At 69.2% G+C, this 25,100-nt stretch carries 20 protein-coding genes; 10 read left to right on the top strand and 10 right to left on the bottom strand.

What is annotated here, in order from left to right; all coding sequences use genetic code 11:
* Window positions 1-172: 172 nt before the first annotated feature.
* Both WME82_RS05410 and WME82_RS05405 read left to right on the top strand, forming a co-directional pair.
* Window positions 173-787, top strand: a complete 615-nt coding sequence (locus WME82_RS05410; protein ID WP_437914980.1) for a PH domain-containing protein — start codon at window positions 173-175, stop codon at window positions 785-787.
* A gap of 36 nt (window positions 788-823) precedes the next feature.
* Window positions 824-1,042, top strand: coding sequence for a hypothetical protein (locus WME82_RS05405; protein ID WP_012233609.1), 219 nt, complete (start codon window positions 824-826; stop codon window positions 1,040-1,042).
* Window positions 1,043-1,083: 41 nt separating this feature from the next.
* Here WME82_RS05405 and WME82_RS05400 read toward each other — a convergent pair whose 3' ends face one another.
* Together WME82_RS05400 and WME82_RS05395 are read right to left on the bottom strand one after the other, a co-directional pair.
* Window positions 1,084-1,443: a DUF2325 domain-containing protein gene (locus WME82_RS05400; RefSeq protein WP_438041939.1), complete on the bottom strand. Its 360-nt coding sequence runs from the start codon at window positions 1,441-1,443 to the stop codon at window positions 1,084-1,086.
* Window positions 1,444-1,671: 228 nt separating this feature from the next.
* Complete coding sequence (locus WME82_RS05395) at window positions 1,672-2,031, bottom strand: DUF2325 domain-containing protein (protein ID WP_437992587.1); 360 nt, start codon at window positions 2,029-2,031, stop codon at window positions 1,672-1,674.
* A 510-nt stretch (window positions 2,032-2,541) separates the two neighbouring features.
* Here WME82_RS05395 and WME82_RS05390 point away from each other — a divergent pair.
* Together WME82_RS05390 and WME82_RS05385 are read left to right on the top strand one after the other, a co-directional pair.
* Window positions 2,542-3,516 (top strand): ferritin-like domain-containing protein, encoded by a 975-nt coding sequence (locus WME82_RS05390; protein WP_438041938.1) that lies wholly within the window; start codon window positions 2,542-2,544, stop codon window positions 3,514-3,516.
* Window positions 3,489-4,403: a hypothetical protein gene (locus WME82_RS05385; RefSeq protein WP_438041937.1), complete on the top strand. Its 915-nt coding sequence runs from the start codon at window positions 3,489-3,491 to the stop codon at window positions 4,401-4,403. Before WME82_RS05390 ends, WME82_RS05385 begins: the two co-directional genes overlap by 28 nt.
* Window positions 4,404-4,584: 181 nt before the next feature.
* Here WME82_RS05385 and WME82_RS05380 read toward each other — a convergent pair whose 3' ends face one another.
* Window positions 4,585-5,217, bottom strand: coding sequence for an RNA polymerase sigma factor (locus WME82_RS05380; RefSeq protein ID WP_438041936.1), 633 nt, complete (start codon window positions 5,215-5,217; stop codon window positions 4,585-4,587).
* Window positions 5,210-5,707: a hypothetical protein gene (locus WME82_RS05375; protein WP_438041935.1), complete on the bottom strand. Its 498-nt coding sequence runs from the start codon at window positions 5,705-5,707 to the stop codon at window positions 5,210-5,212. The genes WME82_RS05380 and WME82_RS05375 overlap by 8 nt, the downstream gene beginning before the upstream one ends.
* Before the next feature lie 313 nt (window positions 5,708-6,020).
* Here WME82_RS05375 and WME82_RS05370 point away from each other — a divergent pair, with 313 nt between their 5' ends.
* Complete coding sequence (locus WME82_RS05370) at window positions 6,021-6,251, top strand: hypothetical protein (protein ID WP_438041934.1); 231 nt, start codon at window positions 6,021-6,023, stop codon at window positions 6,249-6,251.
* Here WME82_RS05370 and WME82_RS05365 read toward each other — a convergent pair.
* Window positions 6,235-7,332: an RNA polymerase sigma factor gene (locus WME82_RS05365; protein ID WP_438041933.1), complete on the bottom strand. Its 1,098-nt coding sequence runs from the start codon at window positions 7,330-7,332 to the stop codon at window positions 6,235-6,237. The genes WME82_RS05370 and WME82_RS05365 overlap by 17 nt on opposite strands.
* Before the next feature lie 228 nt (window positions 7,333-7,560).
* Between WME82_RS05365 and WME82_RS05360 the strand changes: the two genes are divergently transcribed.
* The 3 genes from WME82_RS05360 to WME82_RS05350 all read left to right on the top strand — a co-directional run bounded on the left by WME82_RS05360 (window position 7,561) and on the right by WME82_RS05350 (window position 11,926).
* Window positions 7,561-8,682, top strand: coding sequence for a hypothetical protein (locus WME82_RS05360; RefSeq protein WP_438041932.1), 1,122 nt, complete (start codon window positions 7,561-7,563; stop codon window positions 8,680-8,682).
* A gap of 221 nt (window positions 8,683-8,903) precedes the next feature.
* The gene (locus tag WME82_RS05355) at window positions 8,904-10,343 is read left to right on the top strand and encodes a hypothetical protein (RefSeq protein ID WP_438041931.1); all 1,440 of its coding nucleotides are present in this window, start codon (window positions 8,904-8,906) and stop codon (window positions 10,341-10,343) included.
* 35 nt (window positions 10,344-10,378) lie between these two features.
* Window positions 10,379-11,926, top strand: a complete 1,548-nt coding sequence (locus tag WME82_RS05350; RefSeq protein ID WP_438041930.1) for a hypothetical protein — start codon at window positions 10,379-10,381, stop codon at window positions 11,924-11,926.
* 367 nt (window positions 11,927-12,293) lie between these two features.
* On the opposite strand, the gene WME82_RS05345 is transcribed toward WME82_RS05350, so the two are convergent.
* The 5 genes from WME82_RS05345 to WME82_RS05325 all read right to left on the bottom strand — a co-directional run bounded on the left by WME82_RS05345 (window position 12,294) and on the right by WME82_RS05325 (window position 23,400).
* The gene (locus tag WME82_RS05345) at window positions 12,294-13,103 is read right to left on the bottom strand and encodes a hypothetical protein (protein ID WP_438041929.1); all 810 of its coding nucleotides are present in this window, start codon (window positions 13,101-13,103) and stop codon (window positions 12,294-12,296) included.
* Window positions 13,104-13,330: 227 nt separating this feature from the next.
* Window positions 13,331-13,654, bottom strand: coding sequence for a DUF7716 domain-containing protein (locus WME82_RS05340; RefSeq protein WP_437914970.1), 324 nt, complete (start codon window positions 13,652-13,654; stop codon window positions 13,331-13,333).
* Window positions 13,636-15,978 (bottom strand): RHS repeat-associated core domain-containing protein, encoded by a 2,343-nt coding sequence (locus WME82_RS05335; protein WP_438041928.1) that lies wholly within the window; start codon window positions 15,976-15,978, stop codon window positions 13,636-13,638. The genes WME82_RS05340 and WME82_RS05335 overlap by 19 nt, the downstream gene beginning before the upstream one ends.
* Window positions 15,979-16,087: 109 nt before the next feature.
* The gene (locus WME82_RS05330; protein ID WP_438041927.1) at window positions 16,088-16,678 is read right to left on the bottom strand and encodes an SMI1/KNR4 family protein; all 591 of its coding nucleotides are present in this window, start codon (window positions 16,676-16,678) and stop codon (window positions 16,088-16,090) included.
* A 2-nt stretch (window positions 16,679-16,680) separates the two neighbouring features.
* Window positions 16,681-23,400: an RHS repeat-associated core domain-containing protein gene (locus WME82_RS05325; protein WP_438044860.1), complete on the bottom strand. Its 6,720-nt coding sequence runs from the start codon at window positions 23,398-23,400 to the stop codon at window positions 16,681-16,683.
* A 522-nt stretch (window positions 23,401-23,922) separates the two neighbouring features.
* Between WME82_RS05325 and WME82_RS05320 the strand changes: the two genes are divergently transcribed.
* Both WME82_RS05320 and WME82_RS05315 read left to right on the top strand, forming a co-directional pair.
* Window positions 23,923-24,519 carry a hypothetical protein gene (locus WME82_RS05320; RefSeq protein ID WP_438041926.1) on the top strand — a complete coding sequence of 199 codons (597 nt, stop codon included), beginning with the start codon at window positions 23,923-23,925 and terminating at the stop codon, window positions 24,517-24,519.
* 12 nt (window positions 24,520-24,531) lie between these two features.
* Window positions 24,532-25,098: a sterol desaturase family protein gene (locus WME82_RS05315; RefSeq protein WP_438041925.1), complete on the top strand. Its 567-nt coding sequence runs from the start codon at window positions 24,532-24,534 to the stop codon at window positions 25,096-25,098.
* Window positions 25,099-25,100: the final 2 nt, after the last annotated feature.

The raw sequence follows: 25,100 nt of genomic DNA, 5'->3' as shown, positions 1-25,100 counted from the left end.
TGGACGTGAACGTGGTCGTGGTCGTGGTCGTTCACGGCCTACCGTTGACGACCACGACCACGACCACGTAAACGTTCACGACCACGTAAATGTTCGGATGTAGGAGAACGCGGCGCGAAGCTTGGTGGTTGCCGTGGATCTCACGCCCGGGATGTAGACTACACTCGTCGGGGTGAAGCCCTGCCCCTTCTGCGCGGAGCAGATCCAGGACGCCGCGATCAAGTGCCGATTCTGCGGCAGCATGCTCGACGAGCGAGCGCCGGTGGCCGCGGCCCCCGCCGCGCCGCTCGCCCCCGCCGCCCACGCCGGCGGCGCGCTCGCCCACGCCGGCGGCGCGCTCGCCCACGCCAGCGGCGCGCTCGCCCCCGCGCCGGGCGCGGCGCGCGTCCTCTTCGAGGGCACACCGAGCTGGAAGGCGTGGTTCTGGTCCTACGTGGCGGCGAGCGTGCTCTCGCTCGTGCTGGTGGGCCTCATCTGGCTCGGCATCCTGCACTGGAAGCGCAAGAGCCTCCGCTACAAGATCACCGATCGCACGATCGACTACGAGGCCGGCCTGCTCACGCGCCGGATCGAGACCCTGCAGCTCTGGCGGGTCCTCGACATCGACCTCCGCCAGACGTTCATGCAGCGGCTGCTCGACGTCGCGGAGATCCGCGTGTTCACGAAGGACGCGAGCGATCCCGAGCTCGTCATCCGGGGGCTTCCGGCGTCTCGCGAGCTGTTCGAGGCGCTCAAGAACGCGGCGGAGCTCGCGCGCCAGCAGCGCGTGCTCGGCGTCGTGCAGTGAGCGCGGCCCACGAACGCCAGATCTCGGAGCCTGACCATGCCCCCTAGGCGATCCCCGCTCGACGAGCTCCCGGACGTGCGCGACGGCCTGACCCGCGCCGAGCGCATCATCCTGTGGAAGCTCTCCGAGCTCGAGAAGGAGTTCAACGGCCGCAACGTGCCCACGGCCACGCTCTACGGCCGCGTCGTCGAGCACATCGACCTCTCGGTCCCCGAGTTCCAGCGCCTGATGCAGCGCCTCGTCGGCGTGCGCTGAGCGCTGCGTGGCCCCTCCTCGCGCGGGCGCGGCGCGCCCCGTCAGGCGGCCGCCTGCTCGATGGCGGCCCGCAGCGCGGACACGGACGCGCTGCGCAGGTACACGACCTGAGCGCCGTCCGCCGCGAGGCGCTGCATCTGGTCGCGCAGCGCGTGCGAGACCATCGTCACCATGATCACGATGAGCGCGATCCTCCCCACGCCGTGGCGCGCGCCCGGCGGCACGCGGTTCTCGTAATGGCGCAGCGACCAGCCGTGCTTCTCGACCACATCGCGGTAGCGGCTCGACATGCCGCCGCTGCCCCCGATGACCAGCACCGTCTGCTCCTCACGCCTCCTGTCGCTCCCCTGACTCCGCCGCTCCGCCTTCATGCGATCTCCCTGGAGCAAGGCGCAAGCCACGCTCTCCAGCTCGCCATTTCCGGCGAAATCCTCGTTATCGGACTCTATTCCTGGGCAAATTGTCCTCGAATCGCAAAGGCCCTTGTCACCGTGACAGCGCGAGCGTCGAAACGCGGGACAGACATGCTCGAGGAGGGTCGGGAGAGGAGAGGAGAGGAGCAGGAGAGGAGGCGCGACGCCGGCTCCGGGGGAGAGGGCCTCTCCTCGCCGCGGCAGCGCGACGTGGTGTCAGGCGGACCGCTGCTCGATCGCGGCCCGCAGCGCCGAGACGGAGGCGCTGCGCAGGTACACGACGGGGGCGCCATCCGCCGCGAGGCTCTGCATCTGGTCGCGCAGCGCGTGCGAGACCATCGTCACCATGATCACGATGAGCGCGATCCGCCCCACGCCGTGGCGCGCGCCCGGCGGCACGCGGTTCTCGTAATGGCGCAGCGACCAGCCGTGCTTCTCGACCACATCGCGGTAGCGGCTCGACATGCCGCCGCTGCCCCCGATGACCAGCACCGTCTGCTCCTCGCGCTTCCTGTCGACCGCCTGGGAACGCCGCTCCGCCTTCATGCGATCTCCCTGGAGCAAGGCGTAAGCCACGCTGCTCCAGCGGCCATTTCCGCGCAAATGTCGCGGCTCCGGCCTATTCCCCGGCAAAATGTCGTCGAGTCACCGAGGCCTCTGTCATCGTGACATCGCGAGCGCGAGGACCCGACGCTGCGCGGCGGTAGCCGCGAGGATCGGGGAATATTCTCCCCCTCGCAGCAGTTCCTGCCGGCGCGCGCGGCCCGGGCGAGGAGACGGATCGCAGGCGCTACCGCGAGCGTCCCGCCAAAGCCACGAGAGCGCCGCGACTACGACCGCTCGGTGCGGAAGGCAAACCTACCGGCACCGAGATAGCCCGACATGCCGTCCCCGCTGCCCGCGGCCGGGGTGCGCCCGGTGAGGGCGTGCCGGATGCGGCCACGAAGGCGGGAAGGCCGGAATAAAATTCAACAATAGTCCAGATTTAACGCCTCCATGGGGGCGCTCTCCGGGCGGATGCCACGGCGTTCCGCCGGCGACGTCGAGCTGTGGTAGGAAGCGGCGTCCCCCCTGCCCCGCCGTGCCATGATGTCTCCCGCCACGCCGCCCAGCGATCCGCCTCCGCCCCCGCCCGACACCGTCGAGCGCTGGGCCTGGGATTACGTCCTCTCGACCGACCTCGAGCACAAGCTCTCTCCGCCGCCCGTGCCCTCCCTCTGGGAGTCGGATGCCACGCTGTCTGCGTCGGGCGCCGCGCCGGCCCCGCCGCGGCGCCTCGAGCGACCTGGACGGCCCGCCGTGCTGCGCATCTCGGAGCGCGCGCAGAAGAGCCCGGGGCCCGAGGCGCTGCGCAACCCGGCGCGCCGCGCGCAGCTCTTCCACGCGTTCCTGCACCACGAGCTCCAGGCGGCGGAGCTCATGGCCTGGGCGCTGCTCGCCTTCCCCGAGACGCCGCGCGCCTTCCGCGGCGGCCTCGTCCGGATTGCCCTCGACGAGGTGCGCCACATGCGGCTCTACGCCGCGTACCTCGCCGCGATCGGCCACCGCTTCGGCGACTTCCCTGTGCGCGACTGGTTCTGGACGCGGGTGCCGGCCGCCGCGTCGCCCGCGCAGTTCGTGGCCGTGATGGGCATGGGCCTCGAGGGGGGCAACCTCGACCACACGGCGCGCTTCGCCGAGCGCTTCCGCGCCATCGGCGACGTCGAGGGCGCCGCGCTCACGGAGCGGGTCTGCGCGGAGGAGATCCCGCACGTGCGCTTCGGGGTCCGCTGGTTCCGCCGCTTCACGCAGGCGAGCGGGAGCGCTGGCCAGGCGGCGATTCCCACGTCGCTCGGCGGCGATCCGGCTGGCGCGGGCGAAGCCGCGCCGCACGGGCCGGAGGACGTCGCGCAGCGCGGGCCGAGCGATTTCGACGTGTGGGTGCGCCACATCCCGCCGCCCCTCTCGCCGCTGCTCATGCGGGGCGAGCCGATGAACCGCCGCGACCGCAGCCGCTCCGGCCTCTCCGAGCCGTTCCTCGACGCGCTGGCCTCATGGACCGAGCGAGCGCCTGGGTCCTGAACTTCGACGCCGACGAGGAGCTGGCGCGCCCCGCGGGGTACACCCCGCGCGCCGCGGTCGCCGGCCGGGCGCCCGAGCTCGCCGGCCGGGTCTCGGCCCTGCTGCGCCCCGGCGACGTCGTGCTCAGCCCCGAGCTCCCCTCGCCTCTCGTGCCGCCGGCGCCTCCTGGAACGCCGCTCGTCGGCCGCGCGTGGTGCCCCACGCCCCGCGCCCTTCGCCTCCTCGGCCGCGCCGGCGTCGCGCTCGCGGAGGCGCCGCCGCTCGACGTGCTCCGGCGCGTCAACCACCGGAGGTTCTGCGCGGACCTCGGCCAGACGCTGCCCGGCGCGCGCTACGTCGCCTCTCTGGCCGAGCTCGAGGCCGCGATCGCGGAGCCCACGCCGACGGGCCACTGGCTGCTCAAGCGGCCGTTCGGGTTCGCCGGGCGCGGCCGGCGCCGGGTCGCCCGCGGCGCGCTGCCGCCCGATGCGCGGCCCTGGGCCGCCGCGTCGCTCGATCCCGCGTCGCCGGACAGCGGCCTCCAGGTCGAGCCCTGGGTCGAGCGCCGCGGCGACTTCTCGCTGCACGGGCACGTCGCCCGCGGCGGCGCGGTGCGCCTCGGCGACCCGTGTGTCCAGCGCTGCGACGCGAACGGGGCGTACCTCGGGGCCGCCCTGGCCGGCGAGGGCGACCTCGGCGACGGCGAGCGCCGGGGGCTCGTCGAGGCCGCGCTCGAGGCGGGGCAGGCGCTCGCCGCCGCGGGCTATTTCGGGCCGTTCGGAATCGACGCATTCCGCTGGGAGGACGAACACGGCGAGCTGCGCTGGAACCCCCGGTGCGAGATCAACGCGCGCTACACGATGGCGTGGGCCATCGGCATGGGCAGCGCGCGGCCTGATCTGGAGTGACCGAGGTCGTCCCCTCGGACGGCGAGCGCGACTGCGGGCAGCGGCGCCCTGCGATCGCCGAGGTGAACCGTCGCCTCGCCGCGAGCCGAGATCCAGGTCGACGACGACCACCGCAGAGCCGGATCTTCGGGCCCTCACGTAGTCCGCTCGGCAACAAGGCGTCCGCTCCCAAAGCAAGACGTCAGCCCTCACGGCTCGGCTCCCGAAGCGGTGACATGCTCGCCAGCTTGCTCCTGATGGCGGGCAGCGTCGGGGCATCGTTCAAGTGCAGCACCCTCCGGAGCTGGTCTCTTCCGCGCGCCAGGCGCTCCTGGATCGTATTGGGATTCTGACCAAGCTCGGCCGCAATCTCCTCTGCGGTGAGCCCCAAAGCGAAGTCCATCACGACGTCGCGCAGCGCGGGATCGATCCGTTCCAGGTTGCGGAGGCCGAGCCGCGCCTCCACGCGCCCAGACGGCGGCGGCATAAGGTCATCGATCGCCGAATGCGCATACGAATCGCGGCCTTTCTGCCACCGATTCTGGAACTCCCTGTAGTGCGTCGTATGGTGCCACACGACCACATCCAGCCAGCGTCTTGTAGCCTGCTTCATCGACAGGTGCTCGGGCGCAGGGACCCCTCCTGCCTCGACCGTCCTCCATGCCGAGAGCAGGATATCCTGCATGACGTCGTCTCGGTCGCACTCTGGAACCTGGAGCCGGCGCAGCCTGTCCCTGATCATGGAACATTGCTGCACGATGGCATCGAATGCAACGCGTACCTCGGGGCGCATGGCCACGTCCACCGCATCCGAGGCACGGCGGCGCTCACCCATGGCTTCCTACTCCCGGAAGTGTCGTGTTCAGCGGAGAGCGCTCTGCTTCCTCCCAATCCGACGCGTCGGCGGAGCTCGCCCCCCCTTCCTCACGCTGTAGCGGGAAGCTCGCCGACGTCCCAGCTCGGCGGACGACCTCTTCCCCCGTGGCGGAGCGGACAGGGAGCGGCGACCGAAGCCGCGGCAGCGGTGGCGGCGGGAGCTTCGCCCGCGGGCTCCTGGCCGCGAGCTCGGGAGACGGCACCACGGGCGGAGGAACGTCGGGCGCGCCAGGAGGCATCGTGGGCGGAGGCGGCGGCACCGAGCTCGGCGCCGGTGACGACGCGGGACGCGCCGAGCTCTCGCGCCTGGTGACGGGCTCGCCGACCTGGATGACCACGGTCTCTTCTGCGTGCGTCCGGTAGTCGTCGTGCAGCCGCCACAGGCGCTCCCAGTACCGAGCGGGCGTGCCGGTGAAGTCCTCCAGCTGCCGGGCAAGGCCGGGCGTCATGGGAAGGTCGTTCCTTAGCAACTGCTCCACCTCCCTCGGCGATAGCCCCGTGCTCTCGGCCAGCTTTCTCCTCCACGAAGGGTTCGTCGCGCAGAACGACTCGAGGACCCTGCCTGGCCCGGGAATGGGGCGCGCGCGGACGTTTGTCAGCTCTGCGAGCGCCGCATCGACGTGACAGTCCAGCAGGCGCCGGTATCGGTCCCGCTCCCCTGCAGCCTGATCCCTCGCATCGGTGAGGGCTGCCTCTTCGTCATCATGCGCGTGCTCGCGCGCCTCGCGAAGCCCGCGCTCGCGTCCCAGCGCTTCACGCGCGGTGACCGCGAAGCCGATCGCGACGCAGGCTATCATCGCGAGCCCGAGCGGCGAAATGAGCCACATCGCACTGAGCACATCCTCCATCGTCGTCATCGCGTTTCGTTTCCTGGACGTGACCGTTCTTGTCGGGAACAAGGCGGATCGTCGCCTTGTGCTGTCCGAAGACATCACCAGCGTCACCGCCTGCTTGCTGTCAGAGGACAGCCGAGGGCTCAGCGCAGCTGTCTGAGAAGTGCCTCGCGCTCGGCGGCGAGCAGCCCATCGGGGAACTCCCGCGCGTGGGCATTCAGCAGCTGGAGCGCCTCGACGTCGGCCATGGCGTTGCCGGCCTCGACAGCCCTCCGGGCCTGGTTGATCAGGCTCCTCTCGTGCTCGCTGATGGTCGGTCGAACGGCCCTCGCCGGAGACGCGGGCCGGCCATCGGTCCTCGTTGAGAGAGCGGGCGTGCTGCTCGCCGCCGCCTGCGTGCGTGCGCTTCCTTGATCCCTTGGCGACGAGATCTCGCGCGCGATCGGCGCGGCGGGCGCCGCGGCGCCGTGCGCGCCGTCTCGCGCAGGGGACGCCGCAGCGTCCTGAGCTGCGGGCGGGGTGACAGGGACGACAGGGGCGCGGACCGCCGCCGCCCCGAGCCACGATTCCAGATCGGCCAAGGGCGGCACAGCGGAGACGATCGCGCCGGTCAGCAGGACGAGCGCGCACTGAACGAGGATCCTCACGCCCAGATGGCGCAGCGAGGCCACCCACGACGCGTGACGGCGGAAACCCAGCGCGAGCGACAGGAAGGCGCGATCGTCCCTTCCCTGCGAGCGCTCCTGCGCCTGCCACCGCTCCCGCTGCACCCGGAGCGCCTTGTGCGCCCGCCAGTGCCGCGTCCTCACCGTGGCCAGCGGGAGTCCCTGCTCGGCGGCGATCTCGGCGAGCGGGACCTCCTGGAGATCGTGCTTGATCACCAGATCCCGGTACTTGGGATCGAGCTGGTTTATCAGCTCCCGCGTGAACTCTTCCTGCTGCCGTCTCCGGAGCAGCTCTTCCGGCGTGGGGCACTCGTCCCGGATCTCGCACTCATCGAACGACGTCAGCACCTCGCCGCGGCAGCGCGCGTCACGGACATGGTTGCGCGCCTGGTTGATGGCGATCGTGACGCGGTACGGGGCCGGGTCTCCCCCCGGGTCGAGCCGCTTGTCGGCCTCCAGCCCCCGCAGCAGCGCTTCCTGGGCGACATCCTCGGCGTTTCGCGCCGGCACCCCGTGGCGCCGCGCGAGACGCCGGAAGAGCTCGAAGCCGGGGGAGACGGTCGCTGGCTTGTCCACGGTACGCAGCACACTTGAGCCGGTCGAAACGCTTCACGGAAATGATCCGGCAAGCAACTTTGGTCGGACAACATGCCCTATAGTAGGACAATTAACCACATTCACCTAGGCCCTGGCGGACGGCTGAGCTCATTCCACCAACCGACCGAAAATTCTCACAAAAACGGACCAAAATCTGGCGATTTCTGTCGGTTGACGCCAAGTGGACGACATCACTAGCGTGGCTGGATGCGTTGCATCGCGCATTCGCTCTCGATCTTTCTTGCGCTCGGGGTCGCGACAGGCCTCACGCGCTCGGCCAGCGCGGACGACATTCAAGCGAAGGCGAAACCGAGCGGCAGCTCCTCGGTGAAGGACCATGTTCGCCGCGGTCAGAGAGCGCGCAATGCCGGGCTGTGGGTCGAGGCGCACGCGGCATACAAGGCTGCTTTCGAGTCCGCGGACCCCGCGACCAGCACCGAGCGAGAGCGCGCGGAGCTCGCCGGTGAGCTCGGACTTTGCGAGGTCGCGCTGCACAGGTATCGCGACGCGGCCGAGCACCTCTCCAGGAGCCTGGAACAGCGCGAGACGCTGCCGGACGCGCTCCGGCGGCGATTCGAGGCAGGACAGCGCGAGGCAGCGAGGCACATAGCGACGCTCGTGCTCGGGGTCGATCCGCCCGACGCCGAGGTGTTCATCGACGGCGAGCGCATCGGCGAGATTGCACGGACCTACACGCGCTTCTTCGAGCCGGGCAAACACATGGTGCGGGCCCGCGCACCGGGCCGTGAGGACGCGCTCCATTCGTTCCTCGCCGTGGCAGGCGCGGAGCACGAGATCACGATGCAGCTGCCCCGCAGTGCGGCGAGCAGCGCCAAGGAGGCGAGCAGCGCCAAGGAGATCGCGACAGCGGCGCCGTCCTCCGCGCGCAGGTTGCCCGCTGCGCGCGCGCAGGCTCCCAGCCCGTGGGCCTCCTGGCCGGGGACGCTGCGCATCACGGGGATCGCCGTCTCGACGGCAGGCGTGGCGGTGGGCACCATCCTCATCGTTCGGGCGGGCAAGCTCGATGACGACCTGAGCGCCCGGAGAGCTCGGCTCCAAAGCGAGCCGTCATCGAGCGCGTCGATGTGCTGGCAAGCGCCTCGGAGCTCGCCGTGTGGCGAGCTGGCGCGCCTTCAGGACGCGCGCAACACGTACGGCCGGGCCGGGATGGCCGCCGTGATCACGGGCGGTGTCCTCGGGGCCATGACCGCCGCGTCATTCTTCACGGACTTCTCTTTCCTGGGACTCACACCGGCTGGGGATCGAGTCCATGTCTCGCCCGTGGCGAATGGGAGCGAAATCGGCGCGCGAATCGAGGGGAAATGGTGAGCACGCAGGGGGCCGAGAGAATGGCGGCGCTGGCAGGCCGAGGCGCCGTGAGGTCGGCCATCGCTCTGGCAGCCTGCCTGTGGGGAGCTGGTACGCTGACAGCTTGCGCTAGCTATTCCGATGATTGCTCGGAAAAGCTGGCGTGTCCCCCCGAGCCGGAGCCTCCGCTCGACCCGTGCGCGGGAGAGCCCAGCACAGCGCCAGCGCTCGATGAGTGCGGCGTGTTCGTCGGCGAGCACGGCGACGACAAGCACCCCGGCACGAAGGATGCGCCCGTGAAGACCTTGCAACACGCGGTCCGGCTCGCCGCGCACGGGCGAGGCCACGGCGAGGCGGCGACCCGGCGCGTGTACGCGTGCGGCGGGAGGTTCGAGGAGGCGCTCGCGTTGCCCTCGGGCGTCGATCTCTGGGGCGGGCGGCTCTGCGAGGACGGCGAGTGGTCGTATGAGGGGTCGTTCGGCGGGCCGGATCACCCGACGATCATCGCTCCGACGGTGGGGATCCCGCTGCGGGTCCTCGGGGGGAACGACGCAATCATCGCAGGGGACGACGCGACCTCCGTGATCTTCGGCGTACACGCCGTGGCGGCCGACGCCTCCGCGAGCGATGGAAAGTCGTCGATCGCGATGATCTTGAGCCAGGGCGCCAAGGCGAGGGTAGCGTCGAGCGATGTCATCGCGGGCAACGGCAAGGATGGGGAGGCGGGCAAGGACGCGCCCAGCCATCGAGCGACGGATGGCATGGAGGGCAACGATGGGGCGTCCGCCTGCACTGCGGACGCCGCCGTGGGCGCCCTGCCAGTCGTGACCGTGTGCGACGATGGGAGCGAGTCGACGAGCGGATACGGCGGCGACGGAGGGCTTGAGGTCGGCCGCGATGGTACGCCAGGGCAGCCGGAGCCTGCGGAAAATCCGCAAGGCTACGGGATTGCGGGGCTCGGCGCGGGCAGCGATCCGTGCACGAAGGGGAGAGACGGTGCGCCCGGTGCCAGTCGTGGCCGCGCTGACGGCGCGGCAGGTGAAGGCTACCTCGACATCCACGGATGGGTGGGTGTCCGGGGTGAGGATGGAAAGAAGGGCGGCGCCGGCCAAGGGGGGGGCGGCGGCGGCGGCAGCAAGTCGCATGGGCCCATGGTTGCGTGCCCTGTAGGCCGCCCTCAAAGCGGTGCAGCCGGTGGTTCGGGGGGGAGCGGGGGTTGCGGCGGCCAGGCAGGCCGGGGCGGCGGCTATGGCGGAGCGAGCATCGCCATCGTTGCACTGGAGGACTCGGAGCTGGAACTCGACGCCACGAAGGTTGTCGCGGGCAGCGGCGGCAAGGGTGGGGTCGGCGGAACTGGTCAACTAGGCGGCATCGGACGACATGGCGGGGACAGCGGCAACGGCTTGGCTGGAACCGAAATGTGGGACGCATGCGATGGCGGCTTCGGAGGGAACGGCGGCCGCGGCGGTGATGCCGGCGGTGGGCTCGGCGGCGCTGCCGTCGGCATCGCGTATGTGGTCCCCCATCTGGCCATCCTGCCCGGCACGACCATCGAAGTTGGAAGCCCCGGAGGCGGCGGCCCCGCAGGCAACGCCAGCGCCGATGACGAAGTGGGCAGAGGCGCGGCTGGTCCACAGGGGCATCTCTATCGCTTCGGTGCGACCAACGAGCCGCCCCATTGAGTCGCTTGCCGCGGCGCCGCCGTCGAGGAATACCGATGATGTCAAAAGGCACGATTGTCCTGCTCCTTGCTCTCCCCTTCGCCACGGTTGGCTGCGAGAGCGCGCCAGGCCCCATCGATGCCGACGCTCCGCCGTGTACGCTCACATCGTCGTGCCAGGACGAAGCACCGCCGGAATCCGTCTGTCTCGAGCACCTTGCCGCCGATCGGTTGGACGACGGCTGTGGCGTGTTTGTTGCCGGGCCCTTCTATGGCGGTGACGATGCGAATCCAGGCACGAAGAACAAGCCGGTCCGCTCTCTCCAGCGCGCGATTGCCCTGGCGCGCATCGGAAGAGGAAGGGTGTTCGCGTGCAACGACGCCTTCGAAGGAGCCGTCCTCCTACCCTCCGGCGTGGACCTCTACGGGGGCTTTCATTGCCAGACATTTGAACGCTTTGACGAGGATGTTACGACCAGCATCAACGTCCGTGAGAAACCTTTCGCCATCGATCTGACCGTCGAGCCAGCGAGCGCCGGCGACACCGGGGCGGCGGATGGCGTCTCGACGATCGACCACATCGACCTCTCGGGTGGAACCTATATCGGGATGCTCGTTCGGTCGGGTACCGCGGTGGAGCTCACCCGGAGCGAGATCCGCGCGTCCTACGGAAATGGGGGCGGCTCTGGCGAGAGGTGGCCCGGGTTCAATCGGGCACCCGACGGGCCGCACGGAATCTACGGCGGGGATGCGTGCTCGGCAGCCACCGTCGCCGGCGGGCCCGCGGTGGTGAACCCGTGCGAGGGCGGGATCCCGAGCGTCGGTGGCAAGGGAGGCGACGGGCTCGCCGACGGCGCTGGCGATGGGGAGGCCGGCGAGCCCGTACCCGCGCCGGACCCCGGCCACGAGGGGCAAGGAGGACTCGGCGACCGCGAAGACGGTGGTTGCGGCGTCGGCTTCAGCGGGAAAACCGGCAAGTGGGGCGCCGCCGGCGCACCTGGCGAGGGCATCGGGCGGCTCACGGAGACCGGATGGGAGGGCGACAAGGCAGCCGAGGGGGGCCGCGGCATGCCGGGCCAGGGCGGCGGCGGGGGAGGCGGGCGTCGCGGCGGGCTCGCTGTGTGCGATGTGGCCTCCAAGGGGGGCGCAGCCGGCGGTTCAGGCGGCGCGGGGGGCTGCGGCGGTCGAGGCGGCCAACCGGGCGGGAACGGCCAGCCGAGCATCGCCATCGCCGTGCTTCACGCCAAGCTGACGGTGCGCGACAGCCTGCTCACGACGGTCGACGCCGGGGGAGGTGGTGACGGCGGGCCGCCCGAGCGAGGCGGCGACGGCGGCCGAGGCGCCCCCGGCGGGGCCGTGGGGGACGGCACCTGGTCGTGTGGCGGCGGCGAGGGAGGCCGAGGAGGCGACGGCGGCTACGGCGGCCCTGGACGCGGCGGCGACTCGATCGGCATTGCCTACCTCGACGAGGACCAGCTTACGCTTGAGGGCGTCAGGTATGAACTGGGACCGCCGGGTAAGGGCGGCGTGAGCTGGGATTGGTCTGGCAACGAGATCAGGGGGGAGGATGGCGTCGCCGTCAAGACGCTTCGCTTCCGCGAATAGGTGCGGTCATCGGTCAAGGCATCGACGAGAGAGCCTTGGCTTCATATCCCACCGAACATGACGACAACATCGCTGGCCCCGGCTTTTGTCTAAGGCGCACTATCCCCAGATTCAAACAGTCCCTCTCGCTCGCCCTGCTCCAATTACCCTTCGCTAGCGAATGGGGACGCTGGGAGGCACGTCCATAGCAACCAGGCGCGGCAAATCGCTCGTAAGTCTTCGCCCCGGCCTGCCCTGACGATCGCTTGACCAACTAGCTTCTTCGCGCGCGCGTACGAGGAGGCGCCGTCCTCGCCGGTGACCGCATCGACCGAGCCGAGGTGGTCGACGTGGATGTAGCGCTTGTCTGGCTGGTCGCCACCTCGGGTCACCATCGCCACCAGCCGCTCCGGCGAGTGGACGTGATACCGGTGCTCGGCCTTCCTGTCGCCGCGTCGGTGATTCGCTCGTACAGAGCGCCGAAGTAGATCGTCTCCTGTTCCGGCGTTGTCTTGCGGATCCGCTGCTGGTCGCCATCGTAGGCGAAGGTGACGGTGCTCGCGCCCTGCGCGATGGTGTCCGGCAGATCGAACGGCGTGTACCGCACCGCGACGCTGCCCGAGCGCGCGAGCTGGTTGCCGACGGCGTCGTAGCTGAAGCTGTCCGTACCCGCGCTGGTGACGGCGTGCGGGTGCGCCGGGTCGTCGTAGGAGAGCGCGCCGACGTCCGACTTGAAGGGGAAATTGCCGTTGGGCTTGCCCTCGTAGCGGAGATCGCATGGTGCCGCCGAGCTCTCGATATCGCCGAAGTACGCGCACGTCAGCCGATGGAGCGAATCGTACCGGAAGCGCTCCGTCGTGTTCTCTGGCTGGAGCGCGTCGGTGCGGCGCGTGAGATTCAGGAGATCATCGAACCCGTAGTCCAGGTCCTGCACCTCCCCCGCGCCGCTCTGCGTCGCCATGTGCCTCAGGCGCTGCTTGTCGGCGAAGTAGCTCCGCTCCGTGACGGCGCCGTTGCCAAACACCTCCTCCCGGAAGCGCCCCGCGTCGTCCACGTCCGCCAAGCGCCAGTAGGCGAGGTTCGTTCCGCTGTCGCGCACGGCGAGCACATGGCCGTGCGCGTCGCGGTCGTGGGCCACGACGAACGGCGCCGCGCCGGCAGGCGCCGGGTACGTGACCGTCTCGACGCGGCCGAGCACCTCGTCGGGCTCACGGATGTGATGTGTGTGGCCGCGTTCACGTGCTCCTCGAAGCAGACCGGCGGGAGCGTGGCGCGCGCCATCTCGGGCGGAACCGCGACGCGAGCAGCCACTGTGCGAACTCAGACGCGAGGAAGCGCACCTCGGCGCAGAGCAGGCCGAGGGGCGCGTTGCGCAGCATCGGACCGACGACCTGGACATGGTCGGTTTCCGCGCGACGAGCCGATTCATTCCCGCGATTTACCCACCGACACGTGCTGGGGATCGATGAACGCGTCATGTCGCGCATAATGCAGAACCGCTGCGAGCCGCTCTTCAGCCGACGTATCACGCCGAAGCTGGGCCTCGAGCCCGACGATGGCGTCCCTGACTTGCTCAAAACTCAAGATGTATTCGAGGTCTTCGACCCTCCGAGGACGATGCCGATCGAACGAAAGAATGACGACGGGTGTGTTCAAGGTGATGCTCGTTCCGGATGGAACATATAGGTCGTCATCGGGCTCGTATTTTTCCCACTCCTGAAGAACTTCTTTTAGTAGAGATGTCCCCATTCACTCATCCCTCCCTGTCCGTTTGGATGAAGTAGATTTTGCCAGGACGAGCCCGACGCGTGTTGCTCGATTGGAACCAGCTGAAGCACACCAGGTCTACCGGGAACGTGATGCCATGTCCACCCCGTGGGTGATCTTCCAAGAACGCGACCCGTTGGACTCAGGACCGTGCTCTCGAACTGTTGCCCTAGGGTTTGACGAAGCATTTGCGCGAGCTGTGGATCTGCCATCGCTTGAAGCAGATTCTCATTCGCTGCGGCGAAGTGCGCAGGGTATCTGCCGACCCCGGCCTTCGGGATGGTGGTCTCGAACGCCACCGAGTACGCTCTCGGTGTTGCCGTCGCGGCTCCCGCCGCCGTCGACCCCTCCGCGAGCGCTCCCAGCCCTCTGCCCGCACCGTACACCGTTGCCGCGCCGAGGAGGATCGCCTTCACCCCCGCCGAGCCCGCTGTCCGATAGTCATCCCGATCGATGGCGAGCGCCGTGTCCGCCGCGCCGCGGCCGATGTGGTAGAGCGGGTTGACGGCATTGAGCGCGCCGACGAGGCCGTCTTCGTCGTACCCGGCCCACATCGCGCCGGCGAACTCGTAGCCGCTGTACATCCCGAGCGTCAGCGCATTCAGCACGAGCATCCGCCCGATCCCTGCTCCGAGGTCGCGCGTCCCCTCCGCGGCGCCCAGCAAGGTCTGGCCGACGACGGTGCCTGGGCCGCCGACGCCCGAGTGCTCCGGCGATACGGTCACCGGCTGCGGCACGTACCCGGATGAGCTTCCGGTCGTGCCCACGTCGATAGGCGCCGTCGTGGCGCCGACCTCCACGGCCTCGCGCGGTCCTTCTTCAGGCTGGTTTGCTTTCGGCGGCGAGTAGAAGATCTCTACGGCGTATTGTTCCGGGCGCACCACCGAGTAGACCGGCAGGATCGGCGCCTCCACCGGTTCTTCCTGGAACCCGCTCGGATCCACGTGATTGAGCGGGCTGTTGCGCACGTAGCTGTACGGATTCCAGCTCTGCCCGAAGGACGGAATCGAAACGATCGGGTCGGTCGTCAAGAACCGCCCGATCCTGGGATCGTAGATCCTGCCCTTCATGTTCACGAGCCCGAGCTCGTCGTCGCTCTCGTGCCCGGTGAACCCCTGCGTCGTCTCGCTCGGGAACGACGCAGGCGGGCGCTCTCCCCATACGGGGTTCCTGCGCTGCCCGAACGGGTCGTAGCTCCGCCGCTCGATCACGTCGCCGTCCTCGTCGGTGAGCGCATCGATCGAGCCGAGGTGATCGACATGCACGTAACGCGTGCCGTCGCCCGAGCCTCCCCGGGTCACGATCGCCACCACGCGCTCCGGCGAGTAGACGTGGTACCGGTGCTCCACGGCGCCTGACGCCGCCTCGGTGACCCGCTCGTACAGATCGCCGAAGTAGAGCGTCTCCTTTTCCGGCGTGGTCTTACGGATCCGCTGCTGGTCGCCGTCGTAGCCGAACGTGATGGTGCTCGCGCCCTGCGTGATCTGCTCCGGCAGGTCGAACGGCGTATAGCGCACCGTCGTGCCGCCGGGCCGCGCCGTCTGATTACCGACGGCGTCATGCGCGAAGGTGTCCGTGCCCGCGCCGGTGATCGCATGCGGGTGCAGCGGGTCGTCATACGAGAGGTCACCGACGTCCGACTTGAAGGTGAGATTGCCGTTCGGGTGGTAGTCGTAGCGGAGCGCGCAAGGCGCCGTCGCGCTCTCGAGATCGCCGAAGTACGCGCAGGTCAGCCGATGGATCGGATCATACCGGAAGCGCTCCGTCGTGTTCTCTGGCTGGAGCGCGTCGGTGCGGCGCGTGAGATTCAGGAGATCGTCGACCCCATAGTCCAGGTCTTGCACCTCCCCCGCGCGGCTCTGCGTCGTCATGTGCCTCAGGCGCTGCTTGTCCGCGAAGTAGCTCCGCTCCGTGACGGCGCCGTTGCCGAACACCTCCTCCCGGAAGCGCCCCGCGTCGTCCACGTCCGCCAAGCGCCAGTAGGCGAGGTTCGTTCCGCTGTCGCGCACGGCGAGCACATGGCCGTGCGCGTCGCGATCGTGGGCCACGACGAACGGCGCCGAGCCGGCAGGCGCCGGATACGTGACCGTCTCGACGCGACCGAGGTCGTCATAGCCGAGCCTGGCCTCCAGGGGAGAGCGCTCGCCGTCGATGCGGAGCGAGATCGTGTCGAGCTGGCCGCGGTCGGTATAGCCATACGTCTTCTCCCCATCGGGGCTTGTGAGCGTGTGGAGCTTGCCGACGCCGTGCGCCGCGTTGTCCCAGGTCCACGTGGTCGTCCGGCGCTCGCCGCCGTCCTGGCCCACGCGCGTGCGCGGTCGACCGGCCGCGTCGCTGGTAAAGGCAGTCGTGCCCCGATCACGGTGTGCGATCCACCGCGCGTGCCGCACCTCGTCGGAGCGCTGAACGGGCGGTTCAGCTGGTCCGTCCACGGTAGGGCACGCCGATTGGACGGCTTCGAAGTCGCGCGGTCATCGGAGCCTTGGTGAACGGATTGATCCCTGAACGCTCCTCAAATGTGAACAGCCTCTCCGCGAGTGAAACACCATTGACCCAGTCAGCCATCCAGTCATGAAGCGATATCTGCGTGTCGGTGAGGCCTGTTTCGTCCAACATTAGCACATGTCCAGTGTCTTCGTCGACGCACGACCATGTGCCGCTGCCCCAATCGCAGAGAGGGACTACCTGCGCAGGTACACCAGCACCCGTAGGGTCTGCGAAGAGCTGCTCGCGGAGCTCTACGACCGATCGACCGTCGTCATCAACTTTGCCTCCCGGTAAGCCAATGAGACCATTCGCTGGACCGAATCCACCATTTCCGACCTCTTGGAGCAGCCTTCGGTGCAATGGGTGGAGCTTACACTTCAATGCCTGCTCGGCTCGCTCCACCTGCTCCAGTGTGGCGCACGGAGCTAGCTCAGGCGTGTCTCGGTCCGGCCAATCCGTGCGGGTCGTCGGATCTGTTGCTCGTCTGATGATCGCGCCAATGAGGGTGTCTTCTTCCATGATTAGAACTCGAATGTGTGCTTTCCGGTGACGCGGCCTCCGAGGCCTTCGATAAACTCAGTGCATCCACCGGGGCCTGTGCAAATGGTGCTGGTGGTTACGCCGCGCGTAGGTGTCAGGCCGAGCTTTCCGGCTCCGAAGATTGCGGTTGGCTCCGCATGAACTCCTGGCATCGGTGGTGCTGGAGTCAGCCCGAGCCTCTGAGCCGCAGCGATTTGAGCGGCGGATAGATCGCTCGCGCCTCCAGCAACTAGCGTCGGTCCTTCGGCCGTTTCGACGAGCACAACCGTTCGTCTGAAGTTCATCGGCACACGTTCGACGTTGGCAATATGCTGAGCGAGCTCGCGAGTGGCTCCTGCCCCTCGTACCGCCCCCGCCGCAACCGCCGATCCCTCCGCCGCGCCCAGCCCCCTTCCCATCCCGAAGACGGTGGCCGCGGCGAGGACCATCGTCTTGGTCCCCGCCGCGCCCGCTGTCCGATAGTCATCCCGATCGATGGCGAGGGCCGTGTCCGCCGCGCCGCGGCCGATGTGGTAGAGCGGGTTGACGGCGTTGAGCGCGCCGACGAGGCCGTCCTCGTCGTAGCCCTCCCACATCGCGCTGGCGAACTCGTAGCCGCTGTACATCCCGAGCGTCAGCGCATTCAGCACGAGCATCCGCCCGATCCCTGCTCCGAGGTCGCGCGTCCCCTCCGCGGCGCCCAGCAAGGTCTGGCCGACGACGGTGGCTGGGCCGCCGACGCCCGAGTGCTCCGGCGAGACGGTCAACGGCTGCGGCACGTACCCGGATGAGCTTCCGGTCGTGCCCACGTCGATAGGCGCCGTCGTGGCGCCGACCTCCACGGCCTCGCGCGGCCCTTCTTCAGGCTGGTTTGCTTTCGGCGGCGAGTAGAAGATCTCTACGGCGTATTGTTCCGGGCGCACCACCGAGTAGACCGGCAGGATCGGCGCCTCCACCGGCTCTTCCTGGAACCCGCTCGGATCCACGTGATTGAGCGGGCTGTTGCGCACGTAGCTGTACGGATTCCAGCTCTGCCCGAAGGACGGAATCGAAACGATCGGGTCGGTCGTCAAGAACCGCCCGATCCTCGGATCGTAGATCCTGCCCTTCATGTTCACGAGCCCGAGCTCGTCGTCGCTCTCGTGCCCGGTGAACCCCTGCGTCGTCTCGCTCGGGAACGAGGCAGGCGGGCGCTCCCCCCACACGGGGTTCCTGCGCTGCCCGAACGGGTCGTAGCTCCGCCGTTCGATCACGTCGCCGTCCTCGTCGGTGAGCGCATCGATCGAGCCGAGGTGATCTACATGCACGTAGCGCGTGCCGTCGTCCGAGCCTCCCCGGGTCACGATCGCCACCACGCGCTCCGGCGAGTGGACGTGGTACCGGTGCTCCACGGCGCCCGACGCCGCCTCGGTGACCCGCTCGTACAGATCGCCGAAGTAGAGCGTCTCCTTTTCCGGCGTGGTCTTGCGGATCCGCTGCTGGTCGCCGTCGTAGCCGAACGTGATGGTGCTCGCGCCGTGCGTGATCTGCTCCGGCAGGTCGAACGGCGTATAGCGCACCGTCGTGCCGCCGGGCCGCGCCGTCTGATTACCGACAGCGTCATGCGCGTAACTGTCCGTACCCGCGCCGGTGCTCGCATGCGGGTGCAGCGGGTCGTCATACGAGAGGTCACCAACGTCCGACTTGAAGGTGAGATTGCCGTTCGGGTGGTAGTCGTAGCGGAGCGCGCAGGGTGCCGTCGCGCTCTCGAGATCGCCGAAGTACGCGCAGGTCAGCCGATGGATCGGATCATACCGGAAGCGCTCCGTCGTGTTCTCTGGCTGGAGCGCGTCGGTGCGGCGCGTGAGATTCAGGAGATCGTCGAACCCATAGTCCAGGTTTTGCACCTCACCCGCGCCGCTCTGCGTCGTCAAGTGCCTCAGGCGCTGCTTGTCCGCGAAGTAGCTCCGCTCCGTGACGGGGCCGTTGCCGAACACCTCCTCCCGGAAGCGCCCCGCGTCGTCCACGTCCGCCAAGCGCCAGTAGGCGAGGTTCGTTCCGATGTCGCGCACGGCGAGCACATGGCCGTGCGCGTCGCGGTCGTGGGCCACGACGAACGGCGCCGCGCCGGCCGGCGCCGGGTACGTGACCGTCTCGACGCGGCCGAGCTCGTCGTAGCCCAGCCTGGCCTCCAGGGGAGAGCGCTCGCCGTCGATGCGGAGCGCGATCGTGTCGAGCTGGCCAAGGCCCGTGTACCCGTACGTCTTGTCCCCGTCCGGGCTCGCGAGCGTGTGGAGCCTGCCGACGCCGTGCGACGCGGTGTCCCATGTCCACGTGGTCGTCAGGCTCTCCGCGCCGTCCTGGTCCACGCGCGAGCGGGGTCGACCGAGCGCGTCGTAGGTCCACGTGACCTTTCGCTCGAGCGCATCGGTCGACGAGATCTGCTCGCCGAAGCCGTCATGGATCGAGACCGTCGTGCCCCGATCGGGGTCGTCGAGCTGCCGGACACGGCCGAACGCGTCGCGCGTCGTGCGCGTCACCGCCTCGCCCGGATCGGTGACCGTGTGCAGCAGTCCAAAGGGGCCGTACGCGTAACGGGTGATCCCGTCGGCCGCGTCGGTGATGGTCTTGATGCGCCCCAGCGGATCCTGCTCGGTCACCGTCACATGATCGAGCGGGTCGGTGACGCGCACCTGCAGGCCATCGTACGCCGTCGTCGTGACCGCGTTCCACGGCGTCGTATGGCGCACCTCGCGGACCGCCGCATCGTACTCGTAGCGATCGTACAGGATCGCGCTCTCGGGCGTGTCCTCCCTGACCGGCACCGAGCGCCGCGCGATGTGCTCGCCCAGCGCGTCGTACCCGATCTCCTGCATGATGCGCTTCGCATCGCCCGAGCCCTCCGACGGCTCCGGTTCGGGCCCGTATCCCAGCCACCGGATCGGGCGGCCGAGGCTGTCGAACTCCACCGTATCGTCGGCACCGCCGGTCGTGATGCTCTGCTGCCTCACCCGCCACGCATCCTGGTCCGGGCCACCATCCTTGCTGCGAGCGAGGGTGACGGTCGTCGTTGTGCCGTCCGGGCGCCTCTCGATGCCGAGCCGCCCGAAGCCGTCGTGCGCCCACGTCGTCACGAGCTGATTCGGATCGACCCGCTTGAGGAGCACGCCGATCGCGTCGTCGAACTCCACGAGCGTAGCGTGCCCGGCCGCGTTCACGTACTTCTCGGGGAACATGCCCTCCTCGTCGAAGTCCGTGCTGGATGTGCGCTTGTGCCCGAAGGCGTCCTCCGCCGTGACGCTGGTGATGTTCCCGAAGTCGTCGCGCGCATAGGTGAGCTTCAGCTTCGTGTCCGGCAGGCCGTCGTCGCTCTCGGTGGACTCGGTCTCGACCTCCCCGTAGATCGTTGTCGTTCGCGTGAGGGTCCGGCACTGCGACATCCCCGCCGCCGCGCTGCACTCCTTCTGCGTCTCAAGCTGGCCGAGCACCCAGCGCTCGGTGTCGTTCTTGAACGTCCGCGTGACCTCGAGCGTCAGGTCGACGCCTTCCGTCGAGACCTCCTCGGCGCGCACGTTGCCGAACATGTCGAAGTCCGTCACCTTCGACACCGAGTCGCGCAGCAGCGTCGCGCCGTCGCCGCCGCGCTCGATCTCCCGCACGTACGCCTCGATCGAGGTCGCGTCACCGCTCGGGGGCGGATAGACCCCTTGCGCTCGCCTCACCCGGCGCTCGGTGGGCAGCGTGAAGTACGTGGCGCCGTCGTTGGTCGGCACGAGCGTCCGCGTCACGTCGCTGAACGAGAGCTCAATCTGCTCCGGCCTGGGCTGGCTCGCGAGCCCCGGAGCCCCGCGCAGCGTCCGCTGGACGCTCCCCGCGAAGGGAAAGATCTGCAGCTCGTCGTCGAAGGTGACGTGGTCGTAGACGTCGATCGTCACGGCACCCGTGTCCAGGTCGGTGACGATCCGCTCGCCGAACCCGAGAAATCCGCGGCCCAGCCGGTGGTAGCGTCCGTCGCGATAGCCGACCTCGAAGCGCCTCGCTCGATCCGCGCCGTTGTTGAGCGCGTACGCGCTGACCACCCGGCGAGGGCCCACGACGCAGCGCCGCGGATAGCCGCAGTCGTCCGCCGCGCCGGAACGCGCGACGTAGAGCGCGCTCCTCCGGTCCGGATCCTCCTCCGCGCCTCCGCTCGTGACCGGCGCATCGGTCAGGTGGCCGTACGAGATGCTCACGTTGGGCACGAAGCCCGGCTCGGTCGGCTCGTGCGCGTTCATCCCGTCAGAGACTGCGACCAGGAGATCCTGGTCGGCCGAGAGGTTCTGGAAGACGTTGAACACACCGCCGAGCGGCAGGATCACGTCCTGGGCCCCGTCACCGTTGAGATCGCCGGTGCGCGGCCCGTGCGGATCGGCGAGCGTGATCGCGTCACCGAGCTTGGCCTCGAAAGGAACCCCTGCGTCGACGAGCTTGAACGGCGGCCCTGCCAGGTCGCCCGTCGCTTGCAGGACGGCCCAGGAGGGGAGGACATTGGAGCCACTCAGCAGCATGCCTGGTGGGACGGGCATGAGGAGATCCTGCCGTCCATCGCCGTTGAAGTCGAGCGGCACCGCGAGGCGGAAAAGGGCGTCCTGATCCGGGGCCCCCAGCAGATCGCCGAAGCTGAACGCGTCGACGGTCCGGAACGGCGACATCACGAACGTCGGCCCCGTGTTGAGGTAGGTGTAGAGCTGGTGGCTATGGACATCCGATTCGACGGCATCGGGCAGGCCGTCGCCGTTGACGTCGAGAAAGACGACGCGGCCCCCGGGCCACACGACAGGGAGCTTGGTGTCGATGACCCCCCAGCGTCCCTCGCCCCGGCGCATGATCGCCTCGTAACTATCTCCAATGAGGGCCGTCCCGTCACCAAACAACCTCACGGAGGGCACGATGAGATCGATCTTGCTGTCAGCGTCGATGTCGAGCGTGTGGAGCTCCATTGCGCATGGATAGCCGGTGAGCAGCTCGATCGATTCGCCCGTAGGGTCGAATCCCGCGGACGTCGCGCCGCGCGCGGGCCTCCAGAGGTGGACGGTCCACACGGCGGAGAGCGGGTCCGGTACCAGCTCCTCGGCGTGGTCCTGGCACTGGATCAGATCCGGCACCGAGTCGCCGTCGAGATCGGCGAGGTGCACCGAGGCGCCGGGTCGTCTCAGGCTCGGCGGCGCAGGCGTGACCCCGAGCGGGAACGGCCGGCGGATCCCCGTGTCGTGAAGTGCGAAGGTCCGGTCCGGCTGGGACAGGAGCACGTGCCATGTGGTCTTGGTGTCGAAGACGTCGTGGAGAAAGACGTCCATCTGCCCATCGTCGTTGTAATCGAGCACCGTCCCGAGCTCGGGCTGAAGAAGGGCCGGGTCGGACGGTCCATCCGGATCGGCGACGAACAGCCAATCCTGGAGGAAGGCGAGCTCCGGCGCCGCGAGGAAGGACGGTGTGGCGCGGGGCCCGAGGTTGCGCGCCACCCCCCACGCGGTGATCGGATGCGACGGCGTGCTGGACCCCGCGACGATGTCCGGAATCACGAGATCGTCGAGGCCGTCGGCGTCGATGTCGAACACCATCGGGCTCGCCTTCTCGGAGACCGGCTTGTCGATGTCCGTCGTGAGCCGCTCGAATCCGGGCTTTCCGCGGCTGTACTGAAACCGTGTGGGCGGCTTGCAGACCCCGTCGCTCGCGCACTCCTCGACCTGGGTGAGGAGCGTCCGGCTCGTCGTCGGGCTCAGCTCGTAGCGGAAACCATAGCTCCGGACCAGCGCGTCGCCCGGACCGAGCATCTGGATCTCCTCCAGGCGAAGCGAGCGCTGGAGCGCCATGCCGCCCGAGTAGCCCATGCGAACCGCGGCCGAGTCCTTGGTCCCGTACACGAAGCGCACCGCCCGGGAAGGCTCGAGCGACGGCGTGCCCTCGAAGCTCGTGTAGCGGATCTCGTCCACCGCATATTCGGCGGTATGGCCGTCCTCGGCCTCGGCGAGGCAATATGCGTACGTCATGGCGTTGCCGCGGCCGTCACGGGCCTCGTTCGCGAGCCACGCGCGCGGGACGCCGCCTCGCGCGAGCGGCTTGCTGCCGTCGGCGCGCCCGTACTCCACGACGCGGCCGGAGGGCAGATTCGCCTCGAAGAAGAGCGCCTCGGCGGGCGCGCCGCGTTCCGGAGGGTAGTGACCGACCACCTTGACGAAGGTATCCGGGAATGTCCGGTACTCGATGGTTCCCGGCCCCTCTCCCACGGGGACGAGGCGCTGGCCGTCGAGGCAGAGTGCGTCGTCGCCGTCGTACCGCACGCCGCGGATCTCCCCGTCTTGCGCGAGGCTCTTCGGACATTGCGTGATCGCGGACAGCCCGGTGATGGAGAAGCCGTTGCCGAGCACGCCGTCGCCGCCGTCGCTGCGGTAGACGAGCTGGAGCCCAGGACCCATGCCCGCGCGCGAGGGCGGGGAGGCCAGGTCCATGGTGTACACGGCCTCGCCGGTGCTCGTGATGGAAAACGCCCCGGGGACGGTGCCGGCGGCGGCGGTCTCGACCTCCGGCGCGGGACGGGACGTGGCAGGGCCATGGGCGCGCTGCGTCCGGCAGGCGACGAGGCCAGGCGGCTCCGGAATCGGCTCGCCGAAGCTGCACTGGCACCCGCCCGACGCGAGCACGCAAGTGAGAAACATCCAGAGCGGGATCAACGCCCGGAGCAACCAACGCGGAACTGGCGACATCGCACCCTCCCCGGCGAACAGCAGTGCCACGGCGCTGCAGCGCGCGTCAAGCGCTGCGCTCCTGCCGAACCGCGCCCTCCATGCCGAGGTCGAGGCATTCGTGAATCCCTCTGTACCTGACCGGTGTGCGCGCGGCGGGCGCCACAGTTGCCCTCGTCGAGGCGCGATTGGCCGTCCATGATGAAGTCACGACGAGGAGAGGGCAACCGAGCGTGAACGCGCGCATGACGGCGTGCCCCCTGCCTCGACGATCACAACCGCGGTTCTCGGCTGAGCCTCGCACGGCCCAGATTGAGTGGATTGAGCCGGTACGGGAGGTCAGCACGCACGACGGCGTGATCGGAGCGCTCGCCGGCCGCCCAAGCGCAGGGACGACTCGATCGGCGTTGCCTACCTCGACGAGGACCAGCTCACGCTGGGGTTACCTACGATCTGGAACCGCCGGGCACGGGAAGCTGGAGTCTCGGACACGGGCGACGATCTGCGCGCCAGCGCCGGCGCGCTCCGTGGTAGGATCTCATCATGGCCGAGCTCATGCCGACGCCGGACGCCGCGCTGTCGCATCGCCTCGGAGCGCGTTCGGCGCTCGGGGCACGCGCGCAGGAGCTCTTCGAGGAGCTCTCCCCCTACCGCGGCGACGGGCTGCGCAACCACTGTCTTCGCGTATTCCACTTCACGATGCTGCTCCTCGAGCGCCGCCGCCAGAAGGCCGATCCCGACCTGCTCCACGCGCTGGCGATGATTCATGATCTCGGGCTGCTGTGCCCGGACGAGCGGGGCGGAGACTACATGCAGCGCAGCCGCTCGCTGTTCCACCGCGCCTTCGCCGCGAAGTCGTTCGAGCTCTCCCCGCACGACCTGCGCGTGGCCGACGAGTGCCTCCTCTACAACCATCGCCTCCGCCCGACGCCGGCGTTATGCCCTGAATCGACGGCGTTCCGGCAGTCGGTGTGGATGGACCACTCCCTCGGTGTGCGCCGCTACGACCTCGACGCCGCCTCGGTGCGCGACGGCTTCGCGCGTTATCCGCGGGGCGACTTCAACGCGGTCCTCCTCGACTTCGCCCGGCGCGTCCTGACGCGCGAGCCCTGGACCCTCGTCGACGGCATCTTCATGTGAGGGCCAGGCCGCATGTCGACCCTGCGTGGCGCCATGTTCCGGGACCCCGCCGACGCGCGGCGGCTCGCCGTCGTCGCGGCAGCCGAGGTGATCCTCCTCGGGATCGGCGTGTGGAGCGGAGGCGGCGCCCTCGCCGGAGCGCTCTTCTGGGCGGCTGGCCTCGCGGGATGGACCTTGATCGAGTACCTGCTCCACCGCTTCCTCTTCCACCTGCCGGCGGAGCACCCGCTCGCCTTCCTCGGCGCCCGTATCCACCTGGCGCACCACGAGGCCCCTGACCAGACGCCGATCGTCAAACCCCCCGCCGCCACGCTCGGGGCCTTCTCCGCAGGCTTCTGCGCGACCGCGGCGGCCGCGGGGGTCTCTCGCGCCGCGCCGCTCTGGGCCGGGCTCGTCGCCGGCTATCTTCTTTATGAGCTCTCCCATCTCGCGGCGCACCTGCTCGGCGACGCGGAGCACCCTCTTCCGGCGCAGCGCCGCCATCACCTCCGGCACCACGCCGCGCCGCGCGCGCGCTTCGGGGTGAGCTCCGCGCTCTGGGACCGGGCGTTCGACACAGGGCGCGAGGCAGGCCAGTGAGC

Origin of the sequence: Sorangium sp. So ce128, assembly GCF_051525245.1 — a bacterium.
In the GTDB taxonomy this organism is placed as follows: Bacteria; Myxococcota_A; Polyangia; order Polyangiales; family Polyangiaceae; genus Sorangium; species Sorangium cellulosum_B.
This window is presented reverse-complemented; position numbering and strand designations above follow the sequence as displayed.

Coding starts and splice junctions, on each gene's coding strand:
- WME82_RS05405 (WP_012233609.1), top strand. CDS start 824: ATGCCCCCTAGGCGATCCCCGCTCGACGAGCTCCCGGACGTGCGCGAC.
- WME82_RS05390 (WP_438041938.1), top strand. CDS start 2,542: ATGATGTCTCCCGCCACGCCGCCCAGCGATCCGCCTCCGCCCCCGCCC.
- WME82_RS05385 (WP_438041937.1), top strand. CDS start 3,489: ATGGACCGAGCGAGCGCCTGGGTCCTGAACTTCGACGCCGACGAGGAG.
- WME82_RS05380 (WP_438041936.1), bottom strand. CDS start 5,217: ATGGGTGAGCGCCGCCGTGCCTCGGATGCGGTGGACGTGGCCATGCGC.
- WME82_RS05375 (WP_438041935.1), bottom strand. CDS start 5,707: ATGACGCCCGGCCTTGCCCGGCAGCTGGAGGACTTCACCGGCACGCCC.
- WME82_RS05360 (WP_438041932.1), top strand. CDS start 7,561: ATGCGTTGCATCGCGCATTCGCTCTCGATCTTTCTTGCGCTCGGGGTC.
- WME82_RS05350 (WP_438041930.1), top strand. CDS start 10,379: ATGATGTCAAAAGGCACGATTGTCCTGCTCCTTGCTCTCCCCTTCGCC.
- WME82_RS05340 (WP_437914970.1), bottom strand. CDS start 13,654: ATGGGGACATCTCTACTAAAAGAAGTTCTTCAGGAGTGGGAAAAATAC.
- WME82_RS05330 (WP_438041927.1), bottom strand. CDS start 16,678: ATGGAAGAAGACACCCTCATTGGCGCGATCATCAGACGAGCAACAGAT.
- WME82_RS05325 (WP_438044860.1), bottom strand. CDS start 23,400: ATGTCGCCAGTTCCGCGTTGGTTGCTCCGGGCGTTGATCCCGCTCTGG.
- WME82_RS05320 (WP_438041926.1), top strand. CDS start 23,923: ATGGCCGAGCTCATGCCGACGCCGGACGCCGCGCTGTCGCATCGCCTC.
- WME82_RS05315 (WP_438041925.1), top strand. CDS start 24,532: ATGTCGACCCTGCGTGGCGCCATGTTCCGGGACCCCGCCGACGCGCGG.